The organism is Pontibacillus salicampi (assembly GCF_042434395.1).
GTDB lineage: Bacteria > Bacillota > Bacilli > Bacillales > BH030062 > Pontibacillus > Pontibacillus salicampi.
On record NZ_JBHLTP010000007.1, the window covers coordinates 58234 to 78690 of the forward strand.

General features: G+C 41.9%; 26 protein-coding genes. 12 read left to right on the forward strand and 14 right to left on the reverse strand.

Annotated elements, in window-relative coordinates:
- The first annotated feature begins 145 nt into the window (after positions 1-145).
- Genes ACFFGV_RS09225 through ACFFGV_RS09255 form a run of 7 tightly spaced genes read left to right on the forward strand, consistent with a single transcriptional unit; the run spans position 146 to position 6725 of the window.
- Complete coding sequence (locus tag ACFFGV_RS09225; RefSeq protein WP_377346989.1) at positions 146-1378, forward strand: ABC transporter substrate-binding protein; 1233 nt, start codon at positions 146-148, stop codon at positions 1376-1378.
- The gene (locus ACFFGV_RS09230) at positions 1356-2216 is read left to right on the forward strand and encodes an ABC transporter permease (RefSeq protein ID WP_377346991.1); all 861 of its coding nucleotides are present in this window, start codon (positions 1356-1358) and stop codon (positions 2214-2216) included. The genes ACFFGV_RS09225 and ACFFGV_RS09230 overlap by 23 nt, the downstream gene beginning before the upstream one ends.
- Position 2217: 1 nt before the next feature.
- Positions 2218-3027: an ABC transporter permease gene (locus ACFFGV_RS09235; protein ID WP_377346993.1), complete on the forward strand. Its 810-nt coding sequence runs from the start codon at positions 2218-2220 to the stop codon at positions 3025-3027.
- A complete protein-coding gene (locus ACFFGV_RS09240) occupies positions 3024-4010 on the forward strand; it encodes an ABC transporter ATP-binding protein (protein WP_377346995.1) in 987 nt (328 codons plus the stop codon). The genes ACFFGV_RS09235 and ACFFGV_RS09240 overlap by 4 nt, the downstream gene beginning before the upstream one ends.
- Positions 4011-4019: 9 nt before the next feature.
- Positions 4020-4670 (forward strand): TVP38/TMEM64 family protein, encoded by a 651-nt coding sequence (locus ACFFGV_RS09245; RefSeq protein WP_377346997.1) that lies wholly within the window; start codon positions 4020-4022, stop codon positions 4668-4670.
- A gap of 12 nt (positions 4671-4682) precedes the next feature.
- Entirely contained in the window at positions 4683-5264 is a 582-nt protein-coding gene (locus ACFFGV_RS09250) for a CDP-alcohol phosphatidyltransferase family protein (protein ID WP_377346999.1), read from the forward strand.
- Between the two features lie 36 nt (positions 5265-5300).
- Positions 5301-6725, forward strand: a complete 1425-nt coding sequence (locus tag ACFFGV_RS09255) for a dihydrolipoyl dehydrogenase family protein (protein ID WP_377347001.1) — start codon at positions 5301-5303, stop codon at positions 6723-6725.
- Positions 6726-7557: 832 nt separating this feature from the next.
- Here the strand turns inward: ACFFGV_RS09255 and ACFFGV_RS09260 are convergent.
- Positions 7558-8238 (reverse strand): Crp/Fnr family transcriptional regulator, encoded by a 681-nt coding sequence (locus tag ACFFGV_RS09260; protein WP_377347003.1) that lies wholly within the window; start codon positions 8236-8238, stop codon positions 7558-7560.
- Between the two features lie 54 nt (positions 8239-8292).
- On the opposite strand from ACFFGV_RS09260, the gene ACFFGV_RS09265 reads away from it, so the two are divergent.
- The 4 genes from ACFFGV_RS09265 (at position 8293) to ACFFGV_RS09280 (ending at position 9852) form a co-directional block, all read left to right on the forward strand.
- Positions 8293-8526 carry a glutaredoxin family protein gene (locus ACFFGV_RS09265; protein ID WP_377347005.1) on the forward strand — a complete coding sequence of 78 codons (234 nt, stop codon included), beginning with the start codon at positions 8293-8295 and terminating at the stop codon, positions 8524-8526.
- Between the two features lie 304 nt (positions 8527-8830).
- On the forward strand, positions 8831-9271 hold the full coding sequence (locus ACFFGV_RS09270; RefSeq protein WP_377347006.1) for an OsmC family protein: 441 nt from the start codon (positions 8831-8833) through the stop codon (positions 9269-9271).
- Between the two features lie 310 nt (positions 9272-9581).
- Positions 9582-9695, forward strand: coding sequence for a YjcZ family sporulation protein (locus ACFFGV_RS09275; RefSeq protein ID WP_377347009.1), 114 nt, complete (start codon positions 9582-9584; stop codon positions 9693-9695).
- Between the two features lie 28 nt (positions 9696-9723).
- Positions 9724-9852, forward strand: a complete 129-nt coding sequence (locus tag ACFFGV_RS09280; RefSeq protein WP_377347012.1) for a YjcZ family sporulation protein — start codon at positions 9724-9726, stop codon at positions 9850-9852.
- Positions 9853-9976: 124 nt separating this feature from the next.
- On the opposite strand, the gene ACFFGV_RS09285 is transcribed toward ACFFGV_RS09280, so the two are convergent.
- The 13 genes from ACFFGV_RS09285 to ACFFGV_RS09345 all read right to left on the reverse strand — a co-directional run bounded on the left by ACFFGV_RS09285 (position 9977) and on the right by ACFFGV_RS09345 (position 19671).
- Positions 9977-10783 (reverse strand): DUF368 domain-containing protein, encoded by an 807-nt coding sequence (locus tag ACFFGV_RS09285; RefSeq protein ID WP_377347013.1) that lies wholly within the window; start codon positions 10781-10783, stop codon positions 9977-9979.
- 16 nt (positions 10784-10799) lie between these two features.
- Positions 10800-12110 (reverse strand): DUF2254 domain-containing protein, encoded by a 1311-nt coding sequence (locus ACFFGV_RS09290; protein ID WP_377347015.1) that lies wholly within the window; start codon positions 12108-12110, stop codon positions 10800-10802.
- A gap of 114 nt (positions 12111-12224) precedes the next feature.
- Complete coding sequence (locus ACFFGV_RS09295; protein WP_377347017.1) at positions 12225-13034, reverse strand: ZIP family metal transporter; 810 nt, start codon at positions 13032-13034, stop codon at positions 12225-12227.
- Between the two features lie 287 nt (positions 13035-13321).
- Entirely contained in the window at positions 13322-14314 is a 993-nt protein-coding gene (locus tag ACFFGV_RS09300; protein WP_377347019.1) for an NAD-dependent epimerase/dehydratase family protein, read from the reverse strand.
- A 108-nt stretch (positions 14315-14422) separates the two neighbouring features.
- Complete coding sequence (locus ACFFGV_RS09305) at positions 14423-14698, reverse strand: YkvA family protein (protein ID WP_377347021.1); 276 nt, start codon at positions 14696-14698, stop codon at positions 14423-14425.
- 84 nt (positions 14699-14782) lie between these two features.
- Positions 14783-14977 carry a hypothetical protein gene (locus ACFFGV_RS09310; RefSeq protein ID WP_377347023.1) on the reverse strand — a complete coding sequence of 65 codons (195 nt, stop codon included), beginning with the start codon at positions 14975-14977 and terminating at the stop codon, positions 14783-14785.
- Positions 14978-15028: 51 nt separating this feature from the next.
- Positions 15029-15463, reverse strand: a complete 435-nt coding sequence (locus tag ACFFGV_RS09315) for a DUF4385 family protein (RefSeq protein WP_377347025.1) — start codon at positions 15461-15463, stop codon at positions 15029-15031.
- Between the two features lie 10 nt (positions 15464-15473).
- Entirely contained in the window at positions 15474-15920 is a 447-nt protein-coding gene (locus ACFFGV_RS09320) for a GNAT family N-acetyltransferase (protein ID WP_377347027.1), read from the reverse strand.
- 72 nt (positions 15921-15992) lie between these two features.
- On the reverse strand, positions 15993-17000 hold the full coding sequence (locus tag ACFFGV_RS09325; protein ID WP_377347029.1) for a cation diffusion facilitator family transporter: 1008 nt from the start codon (positions 16998-17000) through the stop codon (positions 15993-15995).
- 256 nt (positions 17001-17256) lie between these two features.
- Positions 17257-17610, reverse strand: coding sequence for a DoxX family protein (locus ACFFGV_RS09330; RefSeq protein ID WP_377347030.1), 354 nt, complete (start codon positions 17608-17610; stop codon positions 17257-17259).
- An 87-nt stretch (positions 17611-17697) separates the two neighbouring features.
- Positions 17698-18306 (reverse strand): hypothetical protein, encoded by a 609-nt coding sequence (locus tag ACFFGV_RS09335; RefSeq protein ID WP_377347032.1) that lies wholly within the window; start codon positions 18304-18306, stop codon positions 17698-17700.
- Positions 18296-18868, reverse strand: a complete 573-nt coding sequence (locus ACFFGV_RS09340) for a sigma-70 family RNA polymerase sigma factor (protein WP_377347034.1) — start codon at positions 18866-18868, stop codon at positions 18296-18298. Before ACFFGV_RS09340 ends, ACFFGV_RS09335 begins: the two co-directional genes overlap by 11 nt.
- 257 nt (positions 18869-19125) lie before the next feature.
- Positions 19126-19671: an LOG family protein gene (locus ACFFGV_RS09345; protein WP_377347036.1), complete on the reverse strand. Its 546-nt coding sequence runs from the start codon at positions 19669-19671 to the stop codon at positions 19126-19128.
- A gap of 114 nt (positions 19672-19785) precedes the next feature.
- Here ACFFGV_RS09345 and ACFFGV_RS09350 point away from each other — a divergent pair, with 114 nt between their 5' ends.
- Positions 19786-20418, forward strand: coding sequence for a uracil-DNA glycosylase (locus ACFFGV_RS09350; RefSeq protein WP_377347037.1), 633 nt, complete (start codon positions 19786-19788; stop codon positions 20416-20418).
- Positions 20419-20457 lie beyond the last annotated feature (39 nt).

Consider the following 20457-nt stretch of genomic DNA (forward strand, 5'->3'; position numbering starts at 1 on the left):
AGGACCTCCTTAACGTGGTTCATTTCTAATTAAACCATATTCATGTGCTATAGAAAACACCAGTGCTTACAAATGTAAGGTGGATTACATTATAAAGGATAAGAATATATGTATAATAAGAGACAAACACGAGGAGGACGTCCGCATGAAAAAAATCATTACGCTCTTGTTCTTTCTTGCTTCCCTGCTGCTAGCGGCTTGTGGTGAGAATAAAGAACAGCAAGCAGATCCTGGTGACCTTTCCTGGGAGGAGATAGCCAATAAAGCTAGCGGTACCACTGTCAATATACATATGTGGGGCGGAGATGATGGAATTAATCAATACATGGATGAGTATGCTGCTCCTAAACTGAAGGAGGAGCATAACATTACCCTAGAACGTGTTCCGATGGATACGACTAACATCCTCCAAAAGCTCCAATCGGAAAAACAAGCAGGCAAGAAGGATGGTACTATAGATATTGTCTGGATTAACGGAGAGAACTTTAAAAATGCTAAAAATAATGACTTATTATATGGGCCGTTTCGAGATCAGCTTCCCCATTTTACCGAATATTATGATCAGGATAGCCTAGCATTTCAATATGATTTTGGAACTAAAACAGAGGGGTATGAAGCACCTTGGGGAAAGGTTCAATTCGTTTTTCAATATAATAGCGATAAGGTGAAGGAGCCGCCACAAACCTTCGAGGAGCTGAAGCAATGGGTTCAGGCTAACCCAGGGAAATTCACCTATCCTAACCCTGATGACTTCTCTGGTAATGCTTTTATGCGCCAGCTTCTGTACGCAACGGTTGAGAGTCCTAAGGACATAGTGGAGGAAGAGTTCAGCGAAGCCTATGCTGCTGAACAGGCCGAAGAAATGTGGACGTACTTACAGGATATTAAACCTCATTTATGGAGGTCTGGAGAACAATACCCGGCCACGCTTACAGAATTGGATCGCTTATACGGGCAAGGAGATGTATGGATGACGATGGGGTATAATGAGGCTCGTGCAGAGCATCTTATTGATGAAAAAGTATTTCCTTCCTCTACTCGCTCCTTTGTTATGGAGCCTGGTTCTCTTGGAAACACCCATTTTCTAGCGATACCATTTAACAGTGCTAATAAACTAGGTGCGATGGCTGCAATTAACTTCCTGCTCTCCCCAGATGCTCAATATAACAAACTGAAGCCAGACTATTGGGGAGACAACACGGCCATTAGTATCGACAAACTACCAGCAGAGCAAAAAGAGAAATTCACTTCACTTGATCGTGGAAAAAGTGTGCCTTCCACCGAAACACTGGAGGAAAGCTTTTTACCTGAGGCTGATTCAGAGTATGTGGAGTGGATAAAGGAGAACTGGAAGGATGAAATTTTTCAAAATCAATAAGGCCTGGTTGCTATTGCTGCCGGCCTTTCTTTTTCTTTTATTACCCATCTATGGACTATTCTCTGCTCTCATGAGCAGCCTTACTATGAATGGTTCCTTTACGATTTCTGTCTATGAGGAGCTATTCTCGAGAGATTCTTTCTGGACCTCTCTTCTCTACAGTTTACAAATCGCTTTCATTGCAACTATATTGTCACTCCTATTCGGGTTGCTCATCACAAGGAGCTTCTTTCCTTATATCAACCAATTATCCGGCAAGCTATCCGTATGGATTCCGATGCTTTTCCCACACTTTGTGTGGGGATACATTGTACTGCTTCTGTTTCAGCAAAGCGGCTTCCTTTCTCATCTTGCCTTTGAGATTGGCCTCATTGACTCACGAGATGCCTTTCCCATATGGACAAATGACAAAGCAGGCGTCGGCATGATCCTAACGTATATGGGAAAAGAAATTCCGTTTGTCCTGTTAATGCTGTTACCGATTTATGCTCAACAAAACACGAACTATAAAGATTTAGTACAAACTCTCGGTGGAAGCCGTTTTGCCCAATTCAAGGATGCAGAATGGCCTTTTGTTTTTCCCGTCTTAATGGAAACGGGTATTATCTTATTTTCCTTTGTATTTAGTGCTTATGAAGTTCCATATTTATTAGGGTCAACCTTTCCTGAGATGATTTCGATCCTAACCTATGACTGGTTTTACTCTGGAGATTGGAGTGAAAGACCATTAGCTTTTGCTGCTATGTTCTTTACGAGTGTCATTATCGGTATTATTGCCTGGGTTGGATTCTCCCTATTGAATCGAAAACGTTGGTTGTTAACGAAAGGACAGAGATAGGATGACTACTGCTACAAAAAGCAAGCCATATTTATTCTGGATAATGACAGGAGTGCTATTTCTTTTCCCTGTAGTATTTCTTATCTTAAAGAGCTTCACCTTCCCTTTTGGTTACGGTGACGCCTTCCAACTGGATTTAACGGTAAGTGGATGGCGCACCCTCTTTTCAGAGCAAAGGCTGATCAGCGCCACCTTCACTTCCCTATGGATAGGGGCAATTGTTGTGGTGTTAAATGCTGCTGTCGGTCTGGTAGCTGGGAAAGCCCTCGCCTTCTATTCCTTTAAGGGAAAATCTCTCGTGGATACACTCTTTCTACTGCCGATTATTTTTCCTTTGTTAGCCATTGCCATGGGAGTACACATTGCGATGATTCGATTAGGACTTGCTGATACGTGGATAGGGGTCATTTTAATCCATCTCGTACCAACTATTCCGTACAGTATTAAAATACTCCGTAACGGGTACGTCTCACTTGGCACTAACATATTGGATCAAGCTACCATGCTTGGGGCCAGTTCCTGGAGACGCTTTGTGACGGTAGAATTCCCTATGCTGATGCCTGCCATTCGAAGTACGGTCTTTCTCGCCTTTATCATTAGTCTTAGTCAATATGTAATTACAGCGATTATTGGGGGTGGAAGCGTCGTTACGTTGGCAATGGTCTATTTTCCATTCCTGCAATCCGCCAACAGTACGATTTTGGCCGCTTTTTCTATGTGGTTTGCCTTACTCCCCATTCTATTCTACCTGTTGGTGGAGCTTCTTATATGCTTTTTACCATACCAAAAACCATGGAGGATTACTAAATGACAGACGCATTCATTCACCTACAGCATGCAGCTAAATCCTTTGCAGAAAAGCCTATATTTCAAGAGTTGAATCTTTCTCTTCCAAAAGGAGACATTCTGAGTATTGTTGGTCCATCTGGAAGCGGAAAAACAACACTGCTTCGCTGCCTAGCTGGATTAGAGCCTTTTTCTAAGGGCTCTTTTTCCATAAATAATCAAAATGTAACGAAGCTTACAGCCAATAAGCGCCCTGTTAGTTTAGTATTTCAACAAGCGTTGCTTTTTCCTCATATGACCATCAGTGAAAACGTAGCCTATGGTTTATCCTTTAAACGGATCAACAAAAAAGAGCGAAAGGAAAAAGCTGCGCATTTCCTAGAGCGAGTCGGATTGGAGGCGTATGCTGCTTGTTACCCTCATGAATTATCGGGAGGTCAGCAACAGCGTGTTTCTCTAGCTCGATCCTTGGCCATCTCACCAGAACTATTGCTGCTTGATGAGCCTTTCAGTAGTTTAGATCCGAAGCTTCGTCATGAAATGCGGGATTGGGTAAGAAAGCTATTGAAAACACAAGGAATCACTGCGATATTCGTTACGCACGACCGAGAAGAGGCGATGCAAATGGGAGATTCCGTCGGTGTATTCCAAGAAGGGGCATTTCAGCAAATTGGAACTCCAAAGCAGGTATATCATAGCCCCGCCAATCCTTTCGTTGCTAATTTCTTTAGTGACTGTCTCGTATTAGATGAGGATACCTACATCCCAGTACAACAACTTTACATGAGTAAGAACAACAACAGAGAGAAAACTTCGCATCAGTACGAAGCTACCGTTCAGAATCAAGTCTTCATCCATGGGGAAACATTTTATCAGGTATGGATCGATGCACTGCATAAGCGCCTAACGTTACCGAGCTCCCTATCTTTATCAGAAGGGGAACCTGTAACCTTACTAGCCGATTCGGAACAGGTACGCACGTTTTCTTCTGAACCAGAAAAGGAATGAGGGTAACTAATGACACACATTAAAAACTGGATCAAACCAATTCTATTCCTACTATTTTTTGCTTTAGCTGCTTACATCGTTCGATTTGAATTTAATATCGGAGCCAATGATATTAGCGATTTTATTCTATCCTTTGGTATATGGGGACCAATCATATTCTTCCTCTTATATGCTTTAGGACCTATTGTGTTCTTTCCTACTTCCGTGATGTCCCTCGCTGCTGGATTTGTGTATGGTCTATTTCCTGGAGTTATTTATATTATCCTTGGTGCCACTGGTGCAGCAGCTACCGGATATATTATGGGAAGATTCTTCGGGAAGTCCGTCATTGAAATGGATAATTTCAAATGGTTTAACCAAATATCAGATAAAATTCAAGAACGTTCCTTCTTATATGTATTTATTCTGCGGTTAGTGCCGCTCATGGGATTTGATGTCCTTAGCTACATGTCCGGCCTTGCTCGCGTGAAGTTCAGACCCTTTATTCTAGCAAGTGTCGGAATGATTCCTGGAACATTTGCCTATGCCTTCTTAGGCTCTAGCCTCGGAACAGGAGATGCGGGTATGATTGCTATCGCAGTTGGCATCCTAGTACTATTAATGGTGCTAACCTACCTATTCCGCAACAAAGTAAAACAATGGCTCGGATTATCAGAATAAGGAGGAGCAAACGTGTTAGATACCCATGCCCGCAAGTACGTACAGCCCTCTATTGAGCATACCGCTAAATGGTTTATTAAAAGAGGGCTCACTGCCAATCAAGTAACAATTATCGCTTTCATTATTGGGATTTCTTCCGGAATTCTCTACAGTATTGGTTTCCCTATACTAGCCGTTTTCACCTTATGGTTCTCCGGATTTCTGGATGCGGTGGATGGAACCATGGCACGACTTACGAAACCATCCCCCTTTGGAACCCTTATGGATATTACATTTGATCGAATAGTAGAAATCAGCATCATCCTGGGCATAGCCTATGTGCACCCCGACCTGTTATGGCCTTTATTACTATTAAGTATATCTATCATTATCTCCATGACCATCTTTTTAACCGTAGGTGCTATATCAGAAAAGCAAGGTATTAAATCATTTTATTACCAGGCAGGCATGGCAGAACGTTCAGAAGGATTTATCTTCTTCAGCATCATGATGCTCTTCCCTTCCTTCCTGCTATGGTCTACTTTACTATTTTTCGTAGTTGAGCTATTCACCGGCTTTCAACGATTTATGGAAGCAAAAAAGATACTACCTTAAGGGAAATGAATCAATTATAAAAGGAGCTGTCCGTACGTGAAACAGTATGATGTAGTCGTGATAGGAGGAGGTGCTGGCGGTCTTACCGTTGCTGCTGGTACAGCCTCCCTAGGAGCAAAGGTAGCACTAGTAGAAAAACGAGAAGACCTTGGAGGGGACTGCTTGCACTTCGGATGTGTACCATCGAAAGCGCTAATAGAAGCAGCTAATGAAGTGTACCATGCTCGCAGCGTAAGCACGTATGGAGTGCATGCCTCTGGAGAAGTAGACTTAAAAGCTATTAACGCGCGTGTGAAAGCATCGATTGACCATATTCAGGAACACGACGATATAAATCGCTTTAAAGACATGGGCATTGATGTGTATATAGGTGGAGCTTCCTTCCACACAGATCACGAAATCGAAATAGAAGGACACGAGAACATCTATGGCAAAAGAATTGTCATCTCAACCGGCTCCCGTCCGAATACTCCCCCGATACCAGGCTTAGAGGAAACAGGGTATATTACAAACGAAACAGCCTTCAACCTAGACACACTTCCTAAAAAACTCGTCTTCATTGGCGGAGGTCCAATCGGCTTAGAACTAGCACAAGCATACTCTCGTCTGGGATCAGAAGTAACTGTACTAGAGGCCGGACCCTACCTGCTTGGGAAAGAGGATCGGGATATACAAAAAGCAGCACAGGATATGCTTGAAAAAGAGCTGAACGTCATTACCAACGCTCGCGTTTCCAAAACATCCAGGCAGAATGGACAAAACTATGTACACTACTCTATCGATGAAGAAGAATATGTACTAGAAGCAGATAGCATATTTTTAGCTGTTGGACGTAAACCAAACACAGACACCTTGAAGCTAGAAAATGCCGGCGTATCAATGGATGAAAAGGGTCACGTCCAAGTAGATGACACCCTCCGATCCAACGTCCCTCACATCTTTGCAGTAGGCGATGTAAATGGAGGATTATACTTCACGCATGTAGCTGGATATGAAGGAAAAACCGTCGTACAAAATGCCCTCTACGGATTACGAAGGAAAGTATCCTATGACCATATTCCATGGAATACCTACCTGACACCAGAAGTATTCCACTTCGGCCTAACCCAAGACGAAGCACAAGAAAAACACGGAGACATCATGATCTACAAAACAGAATTAGACCAAGTAGACCGCTTCGTAGCCGATCATGCAACCAACGGATTTATCAAAATTATTACCGACACGAAAGGAAAAATCATCAGCGCTCACGCCATCGGCAAAGGCGCAGGCGACTGGATGCAAACCGTCATACTAGCCGTTCAAAAAGGAATGAAAATCGGCGACCTATCCAACATGATATACCCATACCCAAACCATACAGCATCCATCGAAAACGCCAGCAACCAATACTGGCGCGCCAAACTATTCAACGGCAAAATCCAAAAAATCTCAGAGAAATTTATTAAACTGTTTAGGTAACCCGAAAAGCGGCGGCGACTGCTTAGCTCCGTACGCATAAGCAAGAGCTTCGTAGGAGGCGACTAGCCTCTGGAGAAGCTATTGCTTATGACGCTAGGAGCTAGGAGCCGGAGCTGGATCCCGAAAAGCGGAGGTGCCCGTTTAGCGACGTATGAGCTGGACTCTCCCGCATGAGATAAAGGAAACACGATGAGTGCAACGAATCGATGTTGACTTATCGCAAGGAGGGAGAGGAAGCTCACTAGTCGCTGGGCACCGCAGCTGGATCACGAAAAGCGACGGCGACTGCTTAGGGGCGTATGGACTGGACGGCTTCGCATGAGATAAAGGAAACACGATGAGTGCAACGAATCGATGTTGACTTATCGCAAGAAGAAGCAGGAAGTCCACTAGCCCCTAGGAGCCACAGCTGGACAATGAAAAGCGGCGGCGACTGCTTAGCTCCGTACGCATAAGCAAGAGCTTCGTAGGAGGCCATTAGCCTCTGGAGAAGATATTGCTTATGACGCTAGGAGCTAGGAGCCGGAGCTGGATCCCGAAAAGCGGAGGCGACTGCTCAGGGGCGTATGGACTGGACGGCTTCGCATGAGATAAAGGAAACACAACGAACACAGTGAGTTGATGTTGACTTATCGCAAGAAGAAGAAGGAAGTCCACTAGCCCCTAGGAGCCACAGCTGGATCACGAAAAGCGGCAGCGACTGCTTAGCGACGTATGAACTGAAACCAACACGATGTTGGTCAGTTCCACGTTGCCGCAGGACGCGGCGGTCTTAGTCAAACTTCATCCGGTTTATGGAGAAAGGCAACATAACAAAAAAGCTGGATATGTATCACACATCCAGTAACTCCTTTGTCTTTTCAGCATGAATGGAAAAATGCTGAATTCCTTTTTTCAGATAGCCTTCCTTTTTTAACTGGCTAATAATACCGCTAGTCGTCTCTCTCGTGGAACCAATCATATTGGCAAGGTCATGATGAGTAAGCTTCATTTCAATGGTTTGCCATTCATTCTTACGACGTCCTGTTTTTTCACTTAACATCAACAGCAAATACAGCAAACGATTTTTCACATCACTCAAGGCTATTTTTTCACTTATGGTATATACCTCTTTTAATCGAGTGGATAAGATGTCGATAAGTTTTAATGCAATCTTAGGGTTGGTTTCAATAAAATGCTCAAAATCCTCCCTGCTTAAAATACAGAGATACGTATCCGTCATCGCTTCTGCGTATATCTCATCATCAGTAAGGGATAAAGAGCTTGTTTCACCAAAAATGTTTCCATCCACAAGGATATCAACGGTAAACTGTTTCCCTTGTGAATTCATCCGGTATAAACGAACCTGTCCTTGCTTTAACAAAAATAGAGCTTTAACCGGAGATTCCGGCGAAAGAATGACGGTCCCTTTCTTAACTGGTTTCATTTCACTCATATCGTCAATTACCATTAGCTCTTCTTTAGGCAGCTCATCAAATAAGCTTATTTGAGAAAGCATCATTAATTTATCCACTCATATCACCTCTTTAGAAATTTAGTACATCAAGAAAAAAAGGGGGTATTAGCCATGAATGTACTGTACACAATGGATGGTTGTATAAACTGCTATAAAGCAAAAAAACATTTAGATTCTTACAATATATCATATAAAGAAATAAATATACTCGAACAACAAGAGGCAGCAAACACACTAATCAATCTAATCGGGGAAGTCTACACCCCTGTCTATGTAACAACAAACAACAAAATCCTCAAAGGCAAAAACATCCTCCACCACCAAAAAGAAGACCTAAGAGCTTAAAGAAAAGCGGAGGTGCCCGTTTAGCGACGTATGAGCTGGACGCTCCCGCATTGAGATAAAGAAAACACGATGAGTATAACGAAAAAACTATCTCCCCTATTCTATATATCAAACATATTAATAATTGCTTAGTAAATCAAGCTAGAGCTTTTCATGATAATATGCTCTACCTAGATTGATTTTATCGAATACGGGAAAACTCCATATGTGTCGCTTCCCTTTTGATATGTAAGCTGAATTACATCATAAAGACTGCTACACATACTACAATAAATCATGTACAAACTTAAAGGAGGTTCTTATCATGGCAGAACAAACATTTCATATTACTAGTAACAATACAGGTATGAAAACAGACGTATCAGCAGAACACGGACACACGCTTGTTATTGATGAGCCAGAAAGCATGGGAGGTACAAACCAAGGCGCCGACCCGCTTTCAACTCTTTTAAGCTCATTAGCAGGCTGTGAAACAGTTATCGCTAATATGGTTGCTAAAGAAATCAAATTCGATTTGCAAAATATTAAATTCGATATTAAAGGCTCCCTAGACCCACAAGGACTAATGGGTAAAGAAGGAGTCCGCCCATACTTCCAAACCGTTACCATTAACGCAGAAGTACAAACCAGCGAAACACAAGAACGTGTAGAAGAACTACAACGCATCACAGACCAACGCTGCCCAGTCTTCACAACCCTAAAAGCAGCAGACGTAGAACTAAACGTAAACTGGCAAAAGGCATAAAGAAAAGCGGAGGTGCCCGTTTAGCGACGTATGAGCTGGACGCTCCCGTATGAGATAAAGGAAACACGATGAGTGTAACGAATCGATGTTGACTTATCGTAAGGAGGGAGAGGAAGCTCACTAGTCGCTGGGAGCCGTCAATCCCCTCCCTTCCGCAGCTAAAGAGAATATAGAACATTAACCCCCATTGTAGCAATGGGGGTTTTTTTAGTACACCAGCCCATTTTTAGGGAATTCGCTGAATTTATCCACCAAAACAAGGGCGTTCGCATACATTATGGATGAAGTCACTATAGAAGGAGGGGTTTTGGTGGGCGAAAGTAAATACGGAACAGGATTTGCCTTAGTGGTTGTATTGTTCATTCTTCTTATCATTGTTGGTGCCTCACAGGTTGGCGGATATGGTGGCTATTGCTGCTACTAATATAATTTCTTAAAAGGGAGGAAATAACATGTACGGATATGGTGGATATGGTTGTTGTTACGAGGGTGGTGGCAACTACGGTTATGGAAGCTTTGTATTAATCGTGGTTCTATTCATTCTTCTTATCATTGTTGGTGCAACAGCGTTTAGTTACTAATTACTACCAGCAGTGATATTTTTTACTCACTGAAGGAGAAGCTTTCATGAGCTTCATAGAAACAACGGCTTCCTAAATTATGAGCAAAAAACCAGCACATACTCATCTGTGCTGGTTTTTCGTGTTATTCATATTCTACTTTTCCAAGAAGAAAGGCTGCTAACAGCCCTCCCATTAAGGTGATTAGGCACAATACCATGGAAGCAGGGACACCTGGGAAAACAACGAATATCGAACCGATAACCATCCCGGTAACCACTGCATAGGTGTAATATGGATAATGTTTAAACAAATGGTTAATTCCTTTTCCACTAATAGCAATTCCAATGAGCACGCCTAATCCAATTACGATGATACGGTCAAATTGAAGCTCAGATATAGCTCCTACCACGGTTGGATAGACTCCTATTAGTAACAACAAGAAGGAGCCGCTTACTCCAGGTAATAGCATAGCCATACTAGCCAGCCAGCCAGAGAAGAACAAGAAGATATACTGACTCACTGACAGACTCCCTTTCCACGCTTCAGGTTCACCAGTGTTGAAAAAGGCCAGAGAGCCAACCAGCAACACACTGATAAGCAATAATACATAATGGGAACCTTCGAAATTACGTTTGTAATCTGCTTTGTTAAGAAGGAACGGGATAATCCCCACAATCAGCCCGAGGAAAAAGAACATGGTTGGCTGTTCATAGTTTTCCAATAGATGATCGATAAGGTTACTTAGCAGCAATATGGCTGCCCCTATTCCAATGGCAAGCGGGATAAGAAATCCTAGCTGCTTCTTCCACTCTTTACTGAAAACACCGTTTACCGCTTCAATTAAACGATCATATATGCCGAGGACAACAGCAATGGTTCCTCCACTAACACCTGGAACTACATCACTTGTGCCCATCAGCATTCCCCTGTAAATGTTTCTCCACTCCATTTGCTCGAAACTCCTTCTAAATTGCTGGATCTTTTTCACATAATGCTGCTAGATCATTCGCAACTTTTCTAATTAATTGCAGGTCATATTCATGATAATCCTCATCCTTCACAGCGTCTAGGATGTACAGGCTGAATTTCCAAACTTCCTCTTTTATATCCTCGTCATTAACGAGTGCTATCTTATATAATGATTCCAGAATGCTGTTCATGACAGATACATCCTTTTTACCATACAATCTAATTTGATAAAAGCTTTTATATAAATATTGATGATATGGTTTCGGTTCTACCTTCAGGCGTAACTGATCATCATTATCCGTATAATAACGGAATTCCTTATATTTGTGGCCTATCTCTGCAAGAATAGATCCAATTCGGTTTATACAATTAATCGCTGTGTGTGGGTCATTAATGCCAGGTGAGATAGCTCTTAAGGCAATCTCCACTAATTTCTGGATGGAGAATTCTATATCCTGAACATTGGTTCGCTCCTTGCCAATAATAATGTAGTCCAAGCTGATGTCTTCATCTAATTGCTCTTTGCCATCCTTGAACACATAATAAAAAATGGGCGAGCCCGATTCCACATAATCTCCAACCTGTACATTTACAAAAATCATAAGGTTGTGTTCTTTCGCCCAATTAATAAACGGTCTAAAATCAATGTGCTGTACATAGCCGCTTTGTTTTACCTGCATATAGTACCGCTCTTTATTCTTTAATTGCTCGAGCTCTTCCTCATCCCAATCCTCATAGATATCATACGTCTGCTCGGCAAATTTTCGATTAATGACGTGGATGGTTTCCGTTTGTATCTTCCCAATTAAATTATTTACCTGCACCCAGCGTGCCGAGTGGTGGATAAATAACACAAAGAAGGCTAGTGTCACAGATGCTACTATTACCGTTAGAAACGGACTGACAATGACAGCATCCTTACTTCGCGGCAGGAGCAGCAGATTTACTAGTGCATACAAAAATCCAAAAACGTACACACCCAAGACGTGCTGGGTAATACGATCCGTCATAAAATCCTCCAACGCTCTTGGAGAGAATTGCGAGGAATATGTAGTTAACACGACCATAATAGATGAAAAACTAATAGTAGTCATGGTCAGCATAGCGGTTATGAGAGACGAGTATAAATATAACGCCATACTTTTCTTACCTAGAAATATGGATGGGACAATCTGCTTCATCGTATCCATAAAGTACATATCCAGCACCTTCGTAAGGGCTACTGCAATAAATGATAATATACCATAAATTAACGGTACAAACCAGAAGCTATCCCTTACACTTAACCACAATCTCGTATTTTGCATATATGTGCCTCCTAGGCTAAATAGAATAATCAACGTATAAAAGTTTACCCCCTGATATTTCCCATAAACCAGGGGAATTATTTCAGGGGGTACTTATTTGTCTATATTTTATTATTAGCCAAGAGCTACATCCAGCGTCATCATGATGGCAAAACCAATCATAAGGCTAATGGACGCAACGTCTACATTTCCTTTTTCCTGCGAGCCCGGAATAATTTCCTTAGCTACAACGAAAATCATCGCGCCTGCAGCGAAGCTTAGTGCATAAGGGAGAATAGGCTCAATAGCAATAACAGCTACTGCCCCAATGACGGCAGAAATAGGCTCTACCATTCCAGAAAACTGGCCGAACATAAAGCTTTTTCCTTTTTTCATGCCATCTCGGTGTAATGGCATGGATACGGCTGTTCCTTCTGGGAAGTTCTGAATTCCTATACCAATCGCTAAGGCAACCGCACCAGCTAGCGTTGATTCCGTTCCAGTAGATGCTAGTGCTCCAAATGCAACCCCGACTGCCAGACCTTCAGGAATATTATGAAGCGTCATAGAGAATACAAGCAATGCCGTTCGGTTTTTTGCCTTGTTATCCTTAATATCATGAAGGTATTTCTCTGTGTTCAGTGCTGGGAGCATTTTATCTACGAACAGTAAGAGCACCCCTCCTAACAGGAAGCCTACTACTGCTGGAACCCACGAAGGAACAGGTCCATCAGCAGCCATTTCAATCGCCGGGGAAAGAAGAGACCAATAACTTGCCGCAATCATTACGCCCCCAGCAAATGCTAGCATACTATCTAAAAATTTCTGATTGGCGCCTTTCACAAAGAATACCAGTGATGCACCAAGAGCAGTCATTCCCCATGTAAATAACGTACCGATTAATGCTTGCATAACTGGATTGAGTTCTTTAAATGCTTCTATCATTTTTCTCACCTCTGTTGTCATTTGTTTAGTGTATATATAAGTTTTGCCTTCGTCCAATTTTTCTTGTCGCAACCATTTTATATGGTAATACGCAATACAGTCAACTCACCTGATTACATCTTTCCCTTAGACCTTCCCTATTATAAAGAAAAGTGTCCCACCTGATCTTAGTTTATGCTGGTTGTTGATATTTTTAAGTAGCGCCGATATGTGGATGAAGCAAAACATTGGGTCCTTAAGCTTAAAAAGCTCCCACCCTTACTGAAAGGGTAGGAGCTCTGTTCTGTTTATTTAGCACACTCTTTTACGATTCTAGCTTCCTTGGCGGGGTCTAAACCGATGCCATCAGCCATATCTGTGTTTTCCCGAGCTACAAACCATTCTCTCGTTTCCTCTATTGTTTTTCTCAACGGACGAAAGCGTAGCCCTTTTTCTCTTGCCTTATGATTGGATACTAGAAAATATCCATATGGCAGCTCTTCAGACTCAGGTATCCATAGCGGTAATTCATGGAATGGCTGAACATCATGTTTCTGTAAACAAGAATCTCCAATCCATTTGTCTTCTGCCTCGGGGCTGATTTGAAGGAAGGTATTAACTACATCCTTCATCGTTATCTCTTCATCGAAACCAGTTGCGTTATACACGCCAGTCTCTTGCTGTTCCGTCATATGAATAGTCCATTCGGCTAAATCCCTGACGTCAATAAATTGAATCGACCGATTTTCTTTTCCAGGTACTAACACTTCCCCACCACGAGCAAATCGCATCACCCAATATGTGAATCGATCGGTAGGGTCATGTGGTCCTACAATTAATCCAGGTCGAATGCTGAGCGTCTTTCCTGGCATTTCTTCTTCAATAGCTTGTTCACACAGGGCCTTCAGTGGCCCATATGTCTCCGCGTTAATGTCCTCTACATTTGGGTCGTCTACTGTTCCAACAGGATACGATTCGTCTACATATTCATTTTTGAAATCTTTATAAACCGAAATAGTAGAGATGAAAACATATCGTTCTACCGAATTCTTTAATGCTGCCGCAGATTGTCGTACGACCTCGGGATGATAGCCAGAGGTGTCAATAACCACATCCCACTCTCGATGACTAAGTTTATTAAGGTCTTTGGTACGGTCACCTTTAATTTTTTCTACGTCTGTAAATAAATCCTGGTTTGTCTTCCCTCTATTAAATAATGTTACCTCATGTCCATTATCGAGAGCGGTTTGCGTTATGTGCCGACCTACAAATTGAGTGCCACCAATAATTAATACCTTCACGCTTATTCCTCCTTTTACATCCCTCATTATCGAAAATCCAATAGTTCAAACCTTTTAATCGTCCATATAGCTGCTCTAAAGAAGCAACTCCTTTACAAGGGGAATACTCTATTCAAGCTCATACTTCTCTTTTAGAGAATCAGGAGCCATCTTGACGATTTGCTGAAAGACGAAGGTGAAGATAGTAAGATCATCTACAAATCCAATTAGTCCGAAGAAATCAGGAATAAGATCTGTTGGCAAGAGAATGTAGGCGACTAGAAATAAGATGGATAACCCCTTTTTCGATCCAGCCACTTCCTTGGACCGAAAGAAGGAGATAAGAAATGGGATAGATTTCTGTAATTGAAAGACGAACTTTATACGTTTCCATAATTTGAACATTTACATCATCCTTTTCCACGTTCCTAGTTACTAATTTCCCTTGCTCATATCCTATCACACTCCCAAATAAAAGAGGTCCTGCAGCTACAGGACCTTCTTCATAGGAAGTGATAATATATAATGCTGCTGTATCGCCAGCTCATCCCAAAACGCTTGTGTCTGCTTATTCCCAAATGTAGCATAGGCAATAAACATAATCAGCGCAGTAATAATGATGAGGACAAAGATTAATACAATAACCTTCCCAAGTACAACGCTTGCCTTTTTCTGGGTCGCCAATCGATACACCCCTTTCATCTTCCCCCATAGAGTGTGCGATTAGCTGAAGGATTATTCCCCTATAAACTCATCCTTCAAGCGTTGATATTTAGGGTCCTCTACAATGCTAGAACGACTTTCATCAAATATTTCAGCTGCCCGCTGCTTCTCCTCATCCAGCGCTGTTACCTCCTTCACTGTCCCATCCTCGTTATACTTTTTTCCGCCAGGGTATTTCGCATACCGCCTTGCTCTGGTATAACCCATTCGCAGAAACTTACGAGCCACATCCATTCCTACGAAATCTTCTTCTTTCCGGTATTGCTTGTACTTGTTATAAATAGCCTCCGCTGCCTGTCTTGCTATCCTCTCGTTCTTAAACCCCCATAAGGGGAGTAGTTCACTTTTATAGGGCTCTGCATGAAAAATACCATACTCCCCACGCCCAATGCGATAAGCACTCGGATGGTCCTTGAGATTGATACCATCAAATGGATGATTCTGCATACATACCACCTTACCTTTTTAACAGCATGTCTCTGTGCGGAATACCATCCTCTAAGTACATTTCCGATGTAACGGTAAATCCATAGCTTTGGTAAAACGATAACAAATACTCTTGTGCCTGCAAATACACTTGCTCTTCCTGCCATTCGTCCCGCACTACAGACAATGCTTGCTTCATTAACATTCTTCCATACTGTTTCCCTCTATAATGTTCATTAACCAAAATACGACCGATAGAAGCAGCTTGTTCGTATTTTGTACCAGAAGGAAAGATACGGCAATAGCAAACCAATTCCTCTTGTTTTTCCAGCCATACGTGATATGCCTCTTGATCATCGTTATCTAATTCAGGGTAAGGACAATTCTGCTCAACGACAAAGACATTTACCCTTTCTCTCATAATGGAATACAGCTCTTCTTTCGTTAAATCGTCAAAGGACTTCCCTTTCCATTCCATCTTCATCACCCTCCTTATGTATTACACTACAGTGTAGTATGGGAGAGTGTATTTGAAAATAAAATAGACTCACTAATCCTGTTTGGGAGGCTTCCAGTATCCCTTCTCCTCCTCTTTTTCTCCATCCCAATTTTTTTGATCATCAGACTCAATAATACCAAGGGTCACATCGGAAATATCCTTGTTCTCCAGTAATTGATGCCACACAGCAAATTTGATATCATCCGCTTCTGCTAAAGAAAGGCCTACTTCCAGCTCCAGTAAAGCTTCCACATGGTAGGCTCTGCCTTCTTTTACGACTCGCATCGTTCTTATATCCTCCACCCTTGGATGATTCATAATATTGTGCGCCACTTCCTTCTCGACCTTTTTTGGTGCAGAAACACCAATCAGGCCAATCATATTCTCAAAGCCCAGCCGGAAGGCAACAATTAGCATTAGCACACCGATTAACAACGTAACTACTCCATCTAAAATAGCAAAGTTGGTAAATGTGGTTACAACAACTGCGATGGTTGCTAGAATAGCTCCCATTACAGCAACTACATCCTCGAAAAATACCAGCCTGGTTGGCGGGGTAGCATCTGAGAGATGGCGTAGCGACTTGGACACGAGCCCACCTTCGCTATCTGTGGCTTCAGCCTCTTTAACAATTTCCTTCATGGCCTTAACCAAGATGGCACCATCAATAATAATGTTGAGTAGTAAAATACCCATATTAAGCCAGAATCCTCCAGAGCTTTTCGGATGTTGGATAAGGTGCCAGCCCTCCTTGATGGATTCATAGCCAAGCACCGTGATAATGAGCACGGCAATCATAACGAAAATGTTAATGACCCTTCCAAATCCTGTAGGAAAACGTTTCGTTGGTGCTTTCTCTGCAAGTACACTCCCCACGAATACAAATCCCTGATTGACGGTATCTGCTAGTGAGTGTAACGTTGTCGCAAGCATAGCTCCACTTCCACTAAAATATGCCCCAAATGCTTTCGCAATCGTAATCACCAAATTACCAGACGCAGCAGCGAGCGATGACTTATTACCCTTCTTCCATAATTCCTTCCATGATTGGTCTTCCATTACCATACTCTCCTTCACCGTAACAGTTAGGTTTAGTATGACGTTTTATAAGGGATTTCATGAAAGAGATTTTTCGAGGGGTTTTGTTATCGAGAGGTTGCTGCAGCTTAATCAATATAATGAGGAGATAAAAATACCCATGCATTAGCATTTGTCTATTGATGAAAGCTGGAATGAGCTCGTTCTCTGTATGTTCTTTCATGCTATAAAAAAAGAACCCCTTAAGTGAGGTTCTTTCTCCTGTAGAAGTATTTTTTTATTCTTTCGAAACGGCCCAAACCCACCAAATCAGTAGTGGCTGGAATAATAAACGGATCCATAGAAACATCGGATTTACAGTGGCTGGAATGCCTGCAATGGCAGAATATATATTAGCGGGAAATACTAGCACTAAAAATAGGGCAATCATTTTCCCCGAGATTCTTCTTGTATTAGGAAGCAACAGACCAATCGCTAATACTATTTCCATAACCCCTGTCACATAGACAATCCATTCTTTCGCTGGCAATGCTGCAGGAACAATCGTTACAAAGCTATCCACTACAATAAAATGCATCACACCAGCAGTAAAAAAGAATACCGTAAACAACCATAATCCCAATCGTTTCATTCTCGTCGTCATCCTTTGTATATCGTCATACAACTAACGTATCACACAGGAATATCATGGGAAAGAAATGACACTCACGTGGATACTTTAAGGAGCATCTGTTGAGTCGGAGATATAGGTCAGCAATTGCTCAGGCTCATTGGTCTCAAACACCATTTCCTGATGATCAAATACGAGAGCTGTTGGGAGTTGCTCTATTTGAAACGCCTTCTGATATTCACCGGTTACGACATAATCCACCCTGTCTATCTGAGCAAGCTGCTCCAGCTCATATACTTCGTCCTTGGCATCCTCCCATTTATTTGCATTGGCTGTCTCTAAGTTACCGTCATGAACAATAAATATGTTGTAATGCCCTTGCGCATCCGTTACGGATCTCTCCGTCCACGTATTCATCAAACTGTGGTCTTCCTTTGTGATTTCTAATTTCGTGTTCTCCTCTGATGATTGATTTGGAAAAGGGATTTGACCGGACATGCCAGCATACACAATCAATAAACAAAGAATGGTGACCCCAACCATACTCCCGAGTCCTTGTACTAACCGCTTTGGATAAGGAGATAAAGGGGAGGTCCTTCTTTTCTTCGAACGAGCTAGAACATTTTCCTTCACAGATTGTTTATCTACGTTTACATGCTTAAAGGTTGTAGTTGTCATGGACTGACGCAAGTTCTTCAAACGCTCTTCAATATCCATCCAACCCCTCCTCTTCATACATCTTCTTCAGCATCGCTCTGCCACGATTAAGTCTAGTCTTTATGGTATTCTCATTCATCTTCAGTATTTCACTCATTTCCCTTACTTTCATGTCCTCAAAATAATGCATGTAGATCACTTCTTTAAATTTAGTAGGCAACGACATCACCTTATCTGCTAAGGCCTTATCTTCCATTTTGTTCACTATTATATCTTCAGGATGCCGACTATCTTTCCCGAAATAACCGTCTGCCTTCTCCTCTTTTGTTAGGAATCGTTTTATCGTCTTTTTACGAAGCTGGTCCTTACATTTATTCACTGTAACTCGATAGACCCACGTTTTAATGGTGGCATCATTTCGAAATGAGTCTATTTTGTGGTAGCACGTGAGGAATACATCTTGCATGACTTCTTCAGCTAACTGCATATCCTTCACGTACGTATAAGAGAGCCACAGGATTGCCTGGCTGTATTCATCAATAAGCAGCTCTAGAAACTGCTCTCTATCAGCTTCCGATTCGCGAATCTTCTTTAATTGGGAATCAGATAAATCTATTGTCATGACAATATGCTTGACCTCCTTTACACCACCTTAGACGCAATAAGACAGAAAGTGGTTTCCCTTTTCGAAAACTTTTATCCATAACTAAAATAAAGGTATTATTGATTAGGTTAGGTTGATTTCATATATGTATAATGAATAAAAGACCAGGACTAGCGGAGTGAGCTGAAAAAGTGCCCTCTACTTACCTTCACTGCGAGCCTTCTGTTTAGCGCTAGAAATGAAAAAAAGAAGGACCTGTGGAGGGTACCTTCTTGTTAGACGTTCATACGTTGGAATTGCTCTAATAATGTTTCTGCATCATCTTCGAGTAATACCATATTGCGGTTTTCCTGGGTTAGGAATTCTTCCTGTACCATATGGTCGAATAAATGAATTAAAGGGGTATAGTATCCTTTAATATTCAACAGACCAAATGGTTTTTGATGAATACCAATTTGAGCCCATGTGTACACTTCAAAAAATTCCTCCATGGTTCCTGCTCCACCAGGAAGAGTGATAAAGGCATCGGAGAGTTCTGCCATTTTAGCCTTACGGTCGTGCATCGTATCTACAACTAGAAGATCGGTCAGCTTTTGGTGGGCCACTTCTTTTTCTACTAGTTTTTTTGGAATGACACCTATTGCATCTCCTCCGTTTTCTAGTACAGTATCGGCCAGCACTCCCATTAAGCCTACACTGGAGCCGCCATAGACAAGAGCTATATTTCTAGCAGCAAGCACTTTGCCGAGTTCTATGGCACCTTGCTTATATTGTTCGGAAGCGCCTACATTAGAGCCGCAGAAAACTGCTATCTTTTTCATCTGAACACCTCTTTATTTTTACAGATGTGAGTTACTAAAAGTATAGTGTATTTTCAATAGGGAAAAAAGTGGGTAAATGTTAAGAATATATGATGGAAAAAGGAGGTATATTCCATGATCCCAAATCATGTAATTAAAAAGAGCCAGCAAAGAATGGATCCTTATCAAACAGAAGGCTTTGTGCTTGGGAAAGGCTCCTCTACCCCGAAAATCATGCTTATAGGAGAAGCGCCCGGTCGAAATGAGGTAGAACGAGGGGAGCCTTTCATCGGTCGAGCAGGAGATAAACTAGATGATTTCCTTACTCTTGCCGGACTTTCAAGAGAAGAAATCTATATTACAAGCGTCGTACGCAGTCGTCCTTATCATATTAGGGAAAAGACCAATCAGGACGGTACTATTACGAGAAAAACTCCAAACCGGGCACCGAATAAGAAGGAAATGCTGGCGCACGCCCCTTTGTTAGACTACCAAATCCAGCATCTTCAACCTGATATTATCGTCACGCTTGGTAACGTAGCCTTGAAAAGATTATTGGGGGACTCCTACAAAATAACAGAGGTTCATGGGGAGTTACTATACCAGCCTATCTATTATTTACAGGATGATAAGGATACGACCTATACAAAAACAGAGCAATCCTATTCTATTTACCCTACCTTCCATCCCGCATCTGTATTTTATCGCCAAGTCCTACAAGAAACGATTGAAAAGGACTTTACAAACCTCAGACATTTATTATCATAAGAAAGACAAGGAACCGGTTTAAAAGAACTAGATTGATGG